Source organism: Pseudomonas sp. 32A (assembly GCF_052682255.1).
In genome coordinates, this window is the sequence record NZ_JBQYLY010000001.1 from 2,100,225 (window position 1) to 2,114,404 (window position 14,180).

A 14,180-nucleotide genomic window follows, 5' to 3' on the forward strand; every position below is an offset into this window, starting at 1 on the left:
CTGACTCAAGGCAGAGCCTTAATCGCCTGGACGACAGCGTTGACGATGGCCTGGGCAATGACCCGGCGCTGAGCCTTCTCCATCATGGGATTCAGCCATGCAGGCAGGCTGTTGAGCATGGGCAATATTGCCTGCAGTGCACCTTCGCGCAAGGGACCACCCGGTTGCTGACATAGCTGCTCGACCAGGCTCAGTATTTCTGCCTCATAAGCCTGCCTCAATCGCCGTACACTGTCTTCCATCGGCGCGTTCAGACAGCGGATGTCCATGGCTGCCAGCTTAAACTGCCCGGCCATGTGTTCATGCAATCGAAGGTGGCCTTCGATCAGTTTCGTCAGACGTTGCGCGGGCGTCAATCTTCGCTTTTTGATCAGCTCGACGTGCGACAACAACGTCTGATACAGCTCCATCAACCACTCGAACAACAGCGCTTCCTTGCTTTCTATGTGGTGATAAATCGCGCCCGGCGTTATGCCGACATGAGCCGCCAATTCACGCATGCTGACCTGGCTGAAACTGCGCTCCTGGAACAACTCCAGGGCTCTGCGCTGGAATTCCGAGCGGCTTAGCACAATACACACGCCGTGCTGTACACACGCAGCCACTCCCGACGGCCCCGGCCTTGGGTCATGTGTCGAGCGCCTGCTGCTTGGCCATTTCCTGGTTGCGCAGAACGAACCGCTGCAGTTTGCCACTCGGTGTCTTGGGCAGTTGTTCGACGAACTCGATTTCCCGTGGGTACGCATGTGCGGCCAGGCGCTGTCGCACATGCAGGCGCAGGACTTCAGCCAACTCGGCGCTTGGCAGGTACTGACTGTTCAGTACGACAAACGCCTTGATCAGCTCGGTGCGTTGCGGGTCGGGTTTGCCGATGACGGCGGTTTCAACCACCGCCGGGTGCTCGATCAGCGCACTTTCCACATCGAAAGGCCCGACGCGATAACCGGAGGTGGTGATCACGTCGTCGTTACGGCCAACGAAGCTGATACTGCCGTCGTCATTCAGCTCCACGATATCGCCGCTCAAGTAATAACGGTCGACAAAGGCCTTGGTGTGCATACCGAAATAGCCGTTGAACCAGCACAGGGGCGAGCGCTCGCGATCCACCGCCAGCACGCCTGGCCGGCCAGTCGGCAATTCCCGATGTGCGTCATCCAGCACGACAATCCGGTACCCCGGAACCGCATAGCCGGCCGAGCCCTCACGTACCGGGTGGCGCAAGCCGTGGTGATTGCACAGCACCATGCCGATTTCGGTCTGGCCGTAGTGGTCGTGGATGACCACGTCGAGTTCTTCGGCAAACCAACGGATGACTTGCGGGTTGAGCGGTTCGCCGGCGCTGCTGATGACACGCAGGTGGCCACGCACCGGGTCGGCGAACTCAGCCCCTGCCGCGATCAGCAGACGATAAGCCGTCGGCGAGCCGGCCAGGTTGCTGATCGCATACTTGGCGATGATCCGGCAGGTACTGTCCACCGCGAAAGGCCCGTCATAGAACAGCGTGGCACGGCCACACGCCAGCGGGCCGGTCACTGCGTAATACAAACCATAGGCCCAGCCGGGGTCGGCGAGATTCCAGAAACGGTCGTCCTCTCGCAGGTCAATCGAATCACGCATATAGCCCTTGAAGGCCAGAATGGCGCTCAACGGTACCTCCAGTGGCTTGGCCGGCCCTGTGGTACCCGACGTGCACATCAGCAGGAACGGTGCACTGGCGTCCAGCAACTCAGGCGCGCAATCCGCCTGTTGACGACCCAGGGCGGCCCAGAAGTCGTAATCACCCGGGTGCCGTGGATCAGCGCCGGTCACGATGATAGAGGGGCAGTCAGTGACCTCGTCCAGCTTGGGGCGATTATGGCCATCGGTCACGATCCAGCGTGCCTCGGAGCAGCCCAATCGCTGTTCGATTGCCTTCGGGCCGAATGCAGTGAAGAGCGGTTGGTAGACCGCGCCGATGCGCCAGGTACCCAAAATGGCAATCAACAGTTCAACCGTGCGTGGCATCAGGCCTGCCACACGGTCGCCCGGCTTGACCCCTTGCTCTCGCAGAAAGTTGCCGAATCGCGCTGCGTGTGCCTGCAGCTCGCTGAAGGTGTAGTGCGTGGCGTGGCCATCCCGAGTTTCGCAATACAACGCCACGGCATCACCGTCGGCGTGCCGGTCGCAGCATTCGATGCAGGCGTTCAAGGCAGCCAGCTCGCCGTGTAAATCCTCGGCGGCCAGTTGTAGATAATCGAAAGAGCTCACTGCTGAGTCGTAATCGCGCATAACGTACCTGATTGTTATTGTTGGAATATGCCCTGTGTGCACTGGCCCAGTGCACGCGCTTTCAGGGTGTCAGCTGTCCATCATTTCGGCTGCTTGCTGTGTGGCCTGGCTGGTTCGGGTGGCCAGCTTGCGCACTTCATCGGCGACCACGGCAAACCCGCGCCCGGCCTCGCCTGCGCGCGCCGCCTCAATGGCGGCGTTCAACGCCAACAGGTTGGTCTGGCTGGCAATGCCCTGGATGGTGGCGACAATCTGGGTCAATTTGCTGAGGGTTTCCTGCATCACCCGATGCTGTTCCGCCTGAGCCTCACGCATCGTGCTTTCTTCATGGTGGGCATGGATATCGGTGATGGCACCCACCACTCTTTGCGGTGAACCGTCCTGCGCGCGGCGCGTTTGCCCCCGGCCGCGAAACCAGCGGTAAGTGCCACTTTTATGTTTGAGTCGATAATCCACATCAAACGGGGTCTTGCCGCTGCGGTCGTCAACGTGGGCGACAAACGCTGCGATTGCCCGCGCGCTGTCGTCGGGATGCAGGCGCGAGGTCCAGCTTTCCAGGGTGTTGGGGAATTCTTTAACCGTGTTGCACCCCAGCAGCCGGCGCATTTGCGAAGACCACCAAATGGTATTTTTCGGGTTCGCAGGGTCGCCAGCCACGACCTCGATGTCCCAGAGCCCGTCATGCAGCATCTCCCGGGAAATGTCGAAACGTGTGGCCGCCAGTTCGAGCGCTTCGGTGTGCAGGCGCCGGTCGTGAATGTCACGCAGGGTCCCACCGATGGCGAGAGGTACGCCTTGCGAATCGCGGCATGAATCGCCGCTGATCCTGCACCATCGATAGTCACCGTCTGATGCGGACTTCATCCGCACCTCGAGCGCAAAGGGCGTCCGCCCGCTGCGGTCGGCAAGATGCCTGGCAAGCGCCTCCAGGTGCGGTTGCCGATCAGCCGGGTGCAACTGTTCATTCCAATGGCCAAGCTGATCGATACCGTGGGCCTGGATCGACGCAGACCCCGTCCACGCCATCCTGGACTCCGCCGCGGGTGCGGGGGCGCCCTCCAGGTCCAGTGACCAGAAGAGTTCATCTGCGCCTCGGGTGATCAGTGCCCAGCGTGCTTCCAACTGGCGCAAATGTTGGTCGCGGTCGGCCAGGCGCTCGTCCAATTGGCTGACGTGCAATGTCAGTGCGCGGGTTTGCTCCTTCAGGGTTTGCCGCTCCTGCAGCAGTTGCTCGACGCCTGCAAGGATGCGGCGCAATAACGGGTGGTTCGACGATAACGGCGTGCTCGCCTGGTCAGGCTGCTCCAGCCGGTCGGCAAGTGGCGCCAGTACCCAGCGGGTGGTTCGGCTGAAAAAAAGCATGGAACACCTCTACCTCGATCAAATGGGGTCAGCCTGCAAGCGAGGGCGTCGGGCCTGTCGACAAGGCCCGGGCGTCAAAGGCTGTCGCCCCCGGCAGGGTTTGCCAGGCCGACGGGCCGGCGGCGATTTCCTGAGCACTCAGCAGGCAGTGGTCGAGTTCGCGCTGCAACGTGTGGGTATCGAGATCCTGGCCGATGAAGACCAACTCTTGCCGGCAATCCCCGACAATGCTGTCCCACTTGGCCATGATGCTCTGCAACCGATATTCATCCCGCGGCCATTGCGACGGCTCGATGAAGTTCCACCAGTGGCCGACATAGTCCCACTGGAACTGCTTGCCGCTCTGCACCAGCAGGCCGGTTTCCCGGTGTCGGCTGGCGAGCCAGAAGTAACCTTTGCTGCGCAGCAGACGCCCGTTACACCAGGGCCGTTGGAGAAAGTCGAACAATCGCTGTGGGTGAAAAGGCGCGCGCTCGCGGTACACCCAGGACGTCACGCCATAGGTGTCCGACTCGGAGGCCGGTGCTTCGCTGGCCTCCATGTTCTTCATCCAGCCCGGCGACGCCGCAAGGCTGGGCAGGTCAAACAGATGGGTATCGAGGAGGCTGGATAACTCAACGTTACCCTGAACCATCGGCACGATCCGCGCGGTCGGGTTAAGGCCGGCGAGGATCGCGTGCACGGCCTGGTAGCCAGGCTCATCGAGCAGGTCCAGTTTGTTGACGAGAATGACGTTGGCGTATTCCACCTGCTCGATCAGAAGGTCCGACAGATGGCGCTTGGGCGCGTCCTCCTGGGTGTCGTCGCGGGCCACAGTGTCCGGCGACTCCAGCAACGCCTGAAAACGACTGCCATCGACCACCGTCACCAGCGTATCGAGCCGTGCCAGTTCGCTGAGGCTGAAGCCCTGTGCGTCCAGGAAAGCGAACGTCTCCGCCACGGGCATCGGCTCGGAGATCCCGGTGGACTCAATCAGCAGGTAATCGAAACGCTGCTGACGTGCCAGGGCACTGATCTGTTCGAGCAGATCGGCGCGCAGCGTGCAGCAGATGCAACCATTGCTCATCTCGATCAACTCATCGCGACCACGGTGCAGTGACACGTCGCGCTGCACCTCTTCGGCATCGATGTTGACTTCGCTCATGTCATTGACGATGACCGCTACCCGCAGGCCTTCGCGATTGCGCAGGATATGGTTGAGCAGGGTGGTTTTGCCGGCGCCGAGGAAGCCGGAAAGCACCGTCACCGGCAGTCGGCCCGCCTGGGCGCGGTCAATCATGTGTTCACCGCGGGTTGGCTTGCGGCCTTATCCAGGTAGCTTTCGAACAGGTCGACCACCACCAAACCCTCATCTGCGGCGTCCCCCCACAGGTCCTGTGTGCGAAACTCCACGTGGTAGGTGGGCTGATGCGCCGCGCTCAGGTCGCCATGGCCAATCGCGTCCGGGAACGGCCACTGCGCGGATGTGCGGTGCAGGACCACGCCTTCCTTGCCACGTACATAGGCGGGCATGCGGGTATGCCCGGCCACGTACTCGTCTCGCACGAGCACGCGGTCGCCCACCTCAAAGTGCGGTCGACCGGTGATCGCCGGACGACCTTCAGCATGCGCGGGATTCGCCAGCTTGAAGTGAGCACCCAGGGCCTGATCGAGTTCCGCCTGAGTGATGACGCCTGTTTCGACCAGCAGGGTGGCAGTCGCGATGACATAGCGTTCGTAGTACTGGGTGCCGACATGTTGACGAACATCCAGGCGTTCGACGGCGTGGCGTATTTCGTCCACGCTGAATTTTTTCAAGTGATCGGCACCGACAAACATCAGGCTGTAGGCCAGGTGCTCCCAGTCCTGCTTGAACACCTGCTTGTAGCTCAGGCTGTTGATGGTATGAGGGACCTTGCCAAAGCCTTGAAACCCACCGAGATCGTGAAAACCATCCATCGTGAATACCTCTGAAAAGTGAAAGAAACAAAGCGCCCCGGTTACGCTACGTGCGGTAGCGCCACGCCGATAAGGACATCCTTGGTGATCAATTTTCGAAGCGCTTCTTCATCCATGGACTCGCTCCCTTCCGGCCGCACCGGCAGCACCAGGTAGCGGCTTTCGGCGCTGGTGTCCCACACCTTGATGGTGACCGAGGCCGGCAGGTGCGTGCCCAATTCCCGCAGGACGGTGCGCCCTTCGCGAACCAGCCGCGCACGGAATTCGAAGCCCTTGTACCACTCCGGCGGCAAGCCGAGCACAGGCCAGTTGGTGCAGGAGCACAGGCTGCACACAATCACGTTTTTCACGCTGGGCGTGTCTTCCAGGGCAACGATGTATTCACCCTGCGGGCCGGTGTAGCCAAACTGGGCGCACGCTGCAGTGCCGTCCCTGAGCAGCAGTTCGCGAAACTGCGGGTCCACCCAGGCCTTGGCCACAATCCGAGCACCATTCTCCGGGCTCCATTCGTGCGCCATCAGCTGCGTCATGTGCTCGATGTAACCATCGGGGATCAGGTCTTTCTGCTTGAGCACTTGCAGTAATGCCTGTGCCCGTTCGCCTGGGGTTGATGTGTTTTTTTCCGGTGTGGTCATGGGTTGATTCCTCATCATTGATCTTCCAGGCAGCGCCTGACGGCTTATTCTTTTTGCGCTGCTTCTTTTGGCGCTGCAGGACCGGCTAACCGTTTTTCCAGTCAACAGACGCTTCGAACGCCGCGGCAGCCTGGTAAATCGTGCCTTCGGCATAGTGCTTGCCCACCAGCATGAGCCCGACCGGTAAACCGTCTACCAGGCCGCAGGGAATCGACATGGCCGGATGGCCGGTGATGTCCTGGGCGGAGGCGTTGCCGATCATTTCCAGGGCTCGGGCCACATACTCGGTGATCGAGCAACCCGGCTCCGGGTGGGGCTGGGCAATGATCGGCACGGTAGGCATCACCAGCAGGTCATAGCGCGCCAATGCCGCGTCATAAGCGGAGCGTGCCAGGCGCCTGAGGTTTTGCGCCTTGGCGTAGAAACGGCCGTTGTAGCGCTCGACACCGTATTGACCGACGAACATGCACAGCTTGAGGGAGGCCGACAGGTCATTCGCCTGATCGCGCCATCCGGCTTGCTTGTCCAGCAACCCGACGTCATACAGCCCTTTCCAGTTAAAGCCGGCCCCGTTGCCGTGCATCATCTGCATCGTCAGGCCCTCACAGCCGATGGGGTGCCACAGCGAACCGGCAATCTTGTGTTCCGGCACCGACACTTCCTCGACCTGCGCGCCCAACTGCGAAAACCGTGCGATGGCATTGCGTACAGACGAAGCCACGCGCGGGTCCTGGTTGGCCAGTTCGAAGCCTTCCCGCAGGATGCCGATCCTGAGACCGCTCACGCCGCGCTCCAGGTAATCGCTGTACCTGTCGACCTGCGGGGCGGCCTGTCGCGGATCGAGCCCGTCCGCTCCGGCCATGACCTCCAGCATCAAGGCGTTGTCGCGCACATTGGCGGTGATGGGGCCGGCATGATCGATGGTCGCTTCGATGGCCATGATCCCGGTGTACGGCACCAGGCCGTGGGTCGGCTTCATGCCGTAGGTGCCGCAGAAGGCGGAAGGAATCCGGATGGACCCGCCCTGGTCGCCGCCGACTGCCAGGTCGACCTCGCCCGCGGCAACCAGCGCCGCGCTGCCGGAAGACGACCCACCCGAGGCAAACCCATGGCGATAAGGGTTGTGCACCGGTGCCGGGTCGGAGGTGTGACTGCCACCGGACAGGCAGTAATGCTCGCACGTGGCCTTGCCGAGGATGGTTGCGCCCGCATCCAGCAAGCGGGTGACGACGGTGGCGTCGAACGCTGGAACGTGGCCCTCCAGCGGCCTGGCACCATTCATCATGGGGACGCCAGCCAGTGAAATATTGTCCTTGAGCGCGACCGTTTTACCGGCCAGTTTGCCTTCACGGGCGCCGCTGACTTCCGTCCGGAAGTACCAGGCATTCAGTGGGTTGTGTGCGGCCGATGGGCGATAGCCCGAGCTGCGTTCGTAACGTACAGGCGGGATAAAGTCGGGCAGCTCGTCAATCAGGTCGTAAGCGTCGAAGCTTGACTGCATAAGGAGCAAGTATTCATCAGCTTGCTCGGGGCTGAGCTGCATGTGCAGGCTGCTCGCGATATCCAATAGCTGCTCAAGGGTGGGGCGAACGATTGCCATGGTGGGGCGGTCCTTATCGTCAGTGGCCGAAGAGCACTGCGTACTCGTCAAGATCAGTGGGCCTGGTGCTCAAGATAGTCCGCGCCTCCGGTCGGAGGCTTGGTTGAAAAAGACATCGACTTGGCTGAGCCGGACAGCCCTGCGCCAAGGCAGCAGAGGTCTGCGATGGCCGTCCGGTGGAGGCTTGCGTCAAAAGATGCGGGCGTAACGCAGGTTCATGCGGAAGTCTTCCTTGGCGCCGTAGTCCACCGAGAGGTCCTTGCCCAACTGCAGTTGGATCTGGTCCTGGGGGGTGACGAATTTGGTGGCCGTCAGACGGAAGTTGGTTGTCCCCAACTCGTTATCCTGATTGACGTGCTCGACGTTCGTCTCGCCTCCCCAGGTGCGCCCGAAGCCGATAGCAAACGCGGTGGTGGCGTCCGGCATGTAACGCCCCATGATCTGTGCTGCGTAGGAAACGTCTTGCTTCATACGGTCGGCATTCGCACCATAATCAGTGTTGTCGCCATACCAGGTAGCGCCGCCGACCAGGTCCATTGCCCATTTTTCTGTGAAGTGCTTGACGTAGGCACTCTGCAGTTCGAACTTCCAACGGTTCTCACCGATATTCAGCGCGTCATTCTTGTCGTATGTGCCGGTGGGTACATACACATAGGGGGCGATACTGAGGGTGTCGCGGGCTTCGTTGAGCCGCCACTTGACCGGCGCGGTCAGGATCAAGTCGCCGACGCCACGGGTACTGCCCAGCGTCGAGGCATCACCTCCACTGGAGACGTGCCCGAAAGGCAAAAGAAATTGCGGGTCGATGGTGACCGTGTCGCTGAGCGCGTAGACATGGAGCAGACGCAGAATGCCGACGTCTGAGCTCAACTTGTAGTCAGAGCTGACCTTGTGCCCGTTGGCGTAAGCCGAGTCCGTGGTGGAGTGCTGGTAATAAATCGCACCGATGGTCGCGCCGACCGGGTATTGCTCATAGTCGCCAGGGGCTACTTCACCGGCGTTCGCGTGAAAGGCGGGCAACAGGGTGGAGAGTGTCAGCAGGCGAATCCTATTCATCTTTTATTCCTCGCACAGGGAGACCGGGCCATCCGGGGAGGGTGGCCAGGAAGCAGTCATTGGGCTGTAAGCGCCGATGGCGCTCAGGCGGTTGGCGACAGCGCGTCGCGCAACATGCCGGTCTGCGAGTGACAGTTGATGTACTCGAATACCTGGCTCTTGGCGTCTGACACGGACACTTCGTGGTACAGCCGTAACTTTTTCAAACCCGCAGCCACACGGAAGAACGTCACGAAAATACGCAGGTGGGTAGGGTGGGATTCGGCCCAGCGTTCGAGTTTCTCCACCGAGCGCCAATGGCCGATGTTGTAGCTCAGGTCGAGAAAGTTGCCGTCCATGTCGATATTGCGCACGAACCTGTTGCTGTAGCAGCCCAGGGGTTGGCCGTTGTCACGCAGGAAGTCCATGCCGTCCTGCAAGGTCGGCAAGATTTCGTCGAGGTAGAGCGAGCGTTCGTCCGCCTCGGCATCGGCCCAATCCTGGCCGGAACGAATCAGTGTGAGGTTGTCATGCCCCAGCACCACGACCCGTCCGCCTTTGGCAGGGTCACCGGCGATCACTTTCAGCTCAGTGGTGGGCTTCATCCAGTCGGTCTGGGAGATCGGGAAGCGGTCGCGCATCGAGCCCCAGTAACCGTGTTCTTCGATCTCGCCACTGGTGGTATCCATGACTGCGCCGACACCGGGCAAGTTTTCCTGGAAGGCGTACAAGGTCTCGAACTGCTCGGCGCGCGGGGCGGTGATTTCGCGGAAATAGCCCAGGCCGTCACTCAGCCGATCCGGCGAATTCCACCAGTCATTGACCTGGGGTGAGCGCAACCAGCGACAGTGGGCGCCAGGGTCTTTCCAGTACCCGACCACAATCAAATTATCAAAACCGCTGCTGTCGGTGTGGTGGGTCAAATCATGGGTTTGCGGGCCATCGGCCAGGCTGAAGCTGCCGACGATATGGCGCATTGCCTGCAATGCAGCCTCGCGCTGGGCCTCGCCACGATATTGCACGCCGAGATAGGCCATCACCACCTGTTCCAACTGCGCGTCAGCACGCGCGACCCACATCGGGAACGGCGGTTGATACTCGTCGGGCACACGGCGGGACAGGGTGCGTGGGCATTTGAGATGTGTGTCGATTGCAGATTCCATGTTGAGCTCCTCGTTATTTTCGTTCAGGCCTACGGGTGGGCGTCAGCGCTTCGGCGGCAGGTCGCGCTTGGCGATCTGCCATCGGTGCAGCAGCGTCATGGCCCCCCATTCAATCAACCAATAAGCCGACTCTTCAGGTGCGAGGTCGCGCCTTTGCAGAAGCCAGGAAGAATCAGCCAATCGTTGTGAATAGGGTGGATGCATGGCATGCCTCATCAGCGGTGGGGTGAGCTGCTGTGAGGTGGAAATTAGGCTGGGCGGTGAGGGCGCGCTTTGTTCGACGAGACAACCGTTTGGTTGGAAAAGACAATGCTGAACGGGTACTTCACTCGTGTTCCGCATTGGTGCACGTAAGCCAACCGCGTGACGTGCGGTGCTTCTAAATGGGGATGACGGCGAAGGCAATAGCACCGACGCCTGGCGAAAGTCTCGATGGAGATCACATGGCAGCACCTGAAGAGGCCTGCAACTGCGCTTGGCCTGTTAATTGCTTTTGATGGCAGGAAATTGGCCGCAAATCAAAACCTATCGAGCGTCAATTGCATCGTTGTTGAGGTCAGTGCCATGAACCCAAGCACTCAGTATTCGACCCTTGCCGTAGCGGCACCCCGTCGCTTTGATTATTGGAAAGAGGTGGTCTGCCGCCATTGCCTGTCGGCAGATAGCAAACCCTTGTCCCAGAGCAGTTTCGATGGCGCGCTTGCCATCAATTCGGTCGGCGATCTGGACATCTGTTCGCTGTCTTCGCCGCTGCATTACTGGGAGCGCTCCGAGCGGCACCTGCGCAGCGGGCCGGCTGAAGATTTATGGTTGGGTTTCTCCCGAAATGGCCATGGACAAATTGAGCAAGGCGGAAGAAAAGCCAGCCTGGCAACCGGAAATTTGTTTCTTTATGACGCAACTCAAGCGTTTCGATTCAGCTTCGGTGGTACCGAAAACCACCTGGTCCGTATTCCTCGGGCCTTGCTGACCGAGCGTCTGCCACGGATCGCCGATTACACGGCGATGGTCCTCGACGACCGGCGCCCCGGCGTCGTTCCATTGCGTGAAATGTTGCGTCAGGCCGCGAGCGCGCCGACGTCGTTGCAGGATGAGCACATCTCGAATCGTTATTCAGGCGCGTTGATTGACCTGCTGGTGATCAGCCTGGAACTTCAGGACCTGAAGACAACCCACCAGGAGCTGGACCTCTACGGCCGCATCATGAAGTACATCCAACGGCACCTGACCGAGCCGGACCTGTCGATTGAAGTCATCGCGCAAGCCCACAATGTGTCCACGCGAACCGTTACGCGCGCCTTCGCGCGGTACCAGAAAACCCCGGTTGCAGAGATTTGGAAGGAGCGTCTGAATGCCAGCCGTGAAGCGATTGAGCGCGGCCAGGTGCGCAGCGTTTCCCAGGCGGCGCTGGACTTCGGGTTTTCTGACTTCTCCCATTTCAGCCACGCGTTTCGCAAAGCCTTTGGTGTTGCGCCGAATACCCTCTTGCGGCGAAGTTGAGGCGCTTGATGCGCAAACGGCTGGCGACTAAACAGCACGGATTCAGTACCTGAGGCCGCTGATTCCTTTGCGAGATCGAAGGCTGCCGTGATGGCGGCCGAGGTTACGACTCACCCCAGCCGCCGATGCTTGATCAGTGCGGGCTTAGTAGCGCATTTCCACCGCCACATAAGCCCCAATCCCATCCCCCGGATACAACGACGCCGTATCCTGCCCCTTCGCGTCATACAACGGCTGCACCGCCGTCACGTATTTCTGATTGGTCAGGTTCTTCACATCCAGCGACACCTTCCAGTCCTTGCTCGGCGTTTCATACCCCACGTTCGCCCCGAAGATTGTGTAGGAGGGCGCGTAGAAGCTGTTCGCATAGTCCACCGCCGTACGCGAAGCCGATTGCACGTTCACCCCGGTATAGAAGCCCGCCGGGTGCTGATACTGCACCTCGCCCTGATAGATATGCTTCGGAATTCCCGGCAACTGGTTGTCGCCGAAGGTCGGGTCGTGCCGGTAGTAGAAGTCGTTGTAGGTGTACACCTGGCGCAGGGTGATTTTTTCACCCGAGGTGTTTTCCCACAGGCGCGTATTCAAGCCGGCCTCGATCCCTTGATGGATCGTCGGTGTGGCGTTGAATGCACCGGTGATCGCAGCTGCGGTGGATGTCGCCGGAATGATCTGCACGTTGAGCAATTCATTTTTCACCCACGAGCGGTAGAGCGCCAGGCTGCCGTCGAAGATGCCCGATGAACCCTTGATCCCGACTTCCACGGTATTGGCTTTCTGCTCCACCAGCGGCCGTACGTACGGCGAGGTCGGCCCGGAGCCGGAGTATTCCCACGATGCCGGTGGGTCGACGGAGCGGCTGACGTTGGCGAAGACTTGCAGTTGCGGGGTGAACTCGTAACGCACGCCGATTCGCGGTGCCAGGCTCCAGTTGTCGTAGGTCACATCGCTCGGGTACGTGGTGGTATTGGCCACCAGGGCTTCCTTGACGTCGGCATGGCGCCGTACGTTGATCGCCGAGACGCCGCTGGTCAGCCACAGGCCGTCCACCAGTTCCAGGTCGTTGCCCACGGAGAACACGTGATCGAAAGACGAGCTGTAGTCGACGAACTTGCGGGTCTGTTTGTTGGCGAAGGTGGAGTCGACCTGGCCCTTGAGGTGTTCGGTGGAGGTGAAGGCCAGGCTGGAGCGGCTTTCGTGGCCGAACAGGGTGTCGCGGCGGTCGTAGTTGATCACCGCGCTCAGGTCATGCCAGTCCCAGTAGCTGGGGTTGCTCGGGCTGTTCGGGCTGTTGTTGTGGGCGTACTGGTAGTAGACGAAACCCACCGACAGGGTGGCGTCGTCCTCAAAGGTGTAGGTGGTCTTGCTGCCCAGCCATACGCTGCCGGGGCGACGGCTGCCGGCGCCGCTGCTTTCGGCGGTGGCACTGGCGCGGTCGGAGTGGTGCTTCACCGCATCCAGGGTGGTGGCGCTCGGGTCGTTGTGGAACTCGTCGCGGTAACGCAGCATCACCCGGGTTTCGAGTTGCGGGCTGAAGCGGTAGCCAAAGTTCGCCACTACGCCCTGGCTTTTCGACAGGCTGTAATCGCGGTAGCCATCGCTGCGGTAGTTGTCGGCATTCAGGTAGTAATCGAACGCGCCCTCGACGCCGCCGACGCTCAGGCTTTGCTTGTTATAGCCGTAGCTTCCGGTTTCCGCGCGCACCCGTAGCCCGGGTGCGGTGTAGCCGGTCTGGTTGACGAAGTTGATGGCGCCGCCAAGGCTCAGTGCGCCGTATTGGAAGGCGTTGGCTCCCCGCAGGATTTCGGTGTAGTTCACCCCCGAGCCGTTGAGGAATTCGTAGGGTGTGCCGCCCGGGCCGGTGATCGGCAGGCCGTCGAACAGGAACTTGATGCCCTCGCGGAAATACCCCGGCGAGGTGTTGGCCCCCGAGCCCCGAATCGAGATCTTGGCCGCGTCGTTACCACCGGTGGACTGCACGAACACACCCGGCTGGTAGGCGAGGGTGTCCTGCAAGGTGGCGGTGCGCCCCTTGGCCACCTGTTCGCTATCCACCACGCTGGTGCCGCCGGGTACCTCGGACAACTGACTCTTTGCCGCCTCAACGGGCGTGATTTTTTGTGCCTCCACCGTCACGGTCTTTAGCCGTGTACCGGTTGTCGGTGTGACCTCATCCTCTGCCTGTGCGCTGGCTGAAAACATCAGGGCCGAGCCCAGTCCCAGCATCGCCAGCCAAGTGGCTTGCCGCACGGCAAGTGTCAACTTTTGCAACTCTCCCCGAAAGATCGGATCCATTAAGCGTGTTCCTTGTGAATAGATAAAGATAGCCCCAGCTTTCTATTCGAATAGTCATGCCTGTTTCGCTCTGAGCAGTTTCTATGCCAACGCTATTTGCCAAGGATTACGGGCGCTCAGTGGGAGGTAAGTGTTCTGCGGGATACTTTGTTTTGAATCAGTGTTTAATTTTCAACAGTCAACTTTATTGGCCGAATTTACGGCGACTGTCGCGAACGCAACAGTGGATAAGCAGTGTGTAACGCTACCAACAACTTAAAGTCGTATAACGGGTATAACCATATAAGTGTTTGTTATGGATATGCCCGTTCTGCAAGGGTTTCGCGCTTGTTTATTGGTCGGGATGGCGTTTCTGAAAGACTGGCATGCTCACTGCATTACAGC

11 protein-coding genes and 2 pseudogenes are annotated in these 14,180 nt (G+C 60.4%); 1 reads left to right on the forward strand and 12 read right to left on the reverse strand.

Annotated features, from left to right (window positions below; translation table 11 throughout):
• Positions 1 to 5: 5 nt before the first annotated feature.
• From ACUN0G_RS09720 to ACUN0G_RS09770, 11 genes and pseudogenes are all read right to left on the reverse strand, one after another.
• Positions 6 to 572, reverse strand: a complete 567-nt coding sequence (locus tag ACUN0G_RS09720; RefSeq protein ID WP_445573222.1) for a TetR/AcrR family transcriptional regulator — start codon at positions 570 to 572, stop codon at positions 6 to 8.
• 55 nt (positions 573 to 627) lie between these two features.
• A complete protein-coding gene (locus ACUN0G_RS09725) occupies positions 628 to 2,268 on the reverse strand; it encodes an AMP-binding protein (RefSeq protein ID WP_445573223.1) in 1,641 nt (546 codons plus the stop codon).
• A gap of 78 nt (positions 2,269 to 2,346) precedes the next feature.
• A pseudogene (locus tag ACUN0G_RS09730) lies at positions 2,347 to 2,631 on the reverse strand (methyl-accepting chemotaxis protein); the annotation flags it as partial.
• Positions 2,632 to 3,630: pseudogene (locus ACUN0G_RS09735) on the reverse strand (PAS domain-containing protein); the annotation flags it as partial.
• A 28-nt stretch (positions 3,631 to 3,658) separates the two neighbouring features.
• On the reverse strand, positions 3,659 to 4,909 hold the full coding sequence (locus tag ACUN0G_RS09740; RefSeq protein WP_445573224.1) for a GTP-binding protein: 1,251 nt from the start codon (positions 4,907 to 4,909) through the stop codon (positions 3,659 to 3,661).
• Positions 4,906 to 5,568, reverse strand: coding sequence for a nitrile hydratase subunit beta (gene nthB, locus ACUN0G_RS09745; protein WP_445573225.1), 663 nt, complete (start codon positions 5,566 to 5,568; stop codon positions 4,906 to 4,908). The genes ACUN0G_RS09740 and nthB overlap by 4 nt, the downstream gene beginning before the upstream one ends.
• 41 nt (positions 5,569 to 5,609) lie before the next feature.
• Entirely contained in the window at positions 5,610 to 6,203 is a 594-nt protein-coding gene (gene nthA / locus ACUN0G_RS09750) for a nitrile hydratase subunit alpha (protein WP_017478886.1), read from the reverse strand.
• A gap of 85 nt (positions 6,204 to 6,288) precedes the next feature.
• A complete protein-coding gene (locus ACUN0G_RS09755; protein WP_445573226.1) occupies positions 6,289 to 7,803 on the reverse strand; it encodes an amidase in 1,515 nt (504 codons plus the stop codon).
• Between the two features lie 189 nt (positions 7,804 to 7,992).
• On the reverse strand, positions 7,993 to 8,859 hold the full coding sequence (locus ACUN0G_RS09760; protein ID WP_445573227.1) for a transporter: 867 nt from the start codon (positions 8,857 to 8,859) through the stop codon (positions 7,993 to 7,995).
• Between the two features lie 83 nt (positions 8,860 to 8,942).
• Entirely contained in the window at positions 8,943 to 10,001 is a 1,059-nt protein-coding gene (oxdA, locus tag ACUN0G_RS09765) for an aliphatic aldoxime dehydratase (protein WP_421523459.1), read from the reverse strand.
• A gap of 42 nt (positions 10,002 to 10,043) precedes the next feature.
• Positions 10,044 to 10,205, reverse strand: a complete 162-nt coding sequence (locus ACUN0G_RS09770) for a hypothetical protein (protein ID WP_421523460.1) — start codon at positions 10,203 to 10,205, stop codon at positions 10,044 to 10,046.
• Positions 10,206 to 10,565: 360 nt separating this feature from the next.
• Between ACUN0G_RS09770 and ACUN0G_RS09775 the strand changes: the two genes are divergently transcribed.
• Positions 10,566 to 11,501: an AraC-like ligand-binding domain-containing protein gene (locus ACUN0G_RS09775; RefSeq protein ID WP_445575540.1), complete on the forward strand. Its 936-nt coding sequence runs from the start codon at positions 10,566 to 10,568 to the stop codon at positions 11,499 to 11,501.
• Positions 11,502 to 11,645: 144 nt separating this feature from the next.
• Here ACUN0G_RS09775 and ACUN0G_RS09780 read toward each other — a convergent pair whose 3' ends face one another.
• Positions 11,646 to 13,796, reverse strand: a complete 2,151-nt coding sequence (locus ACUN0G_RS09780; RefSeq protein ID WP_445573228.1) for a TonB-dependent receptor family protein — start codon at positions 13,794 to 13,796, stop codon at positions 11,646 to 11,648.
• Positions 13,797 to 14,180: the final 384 nt, after the last annotated feature.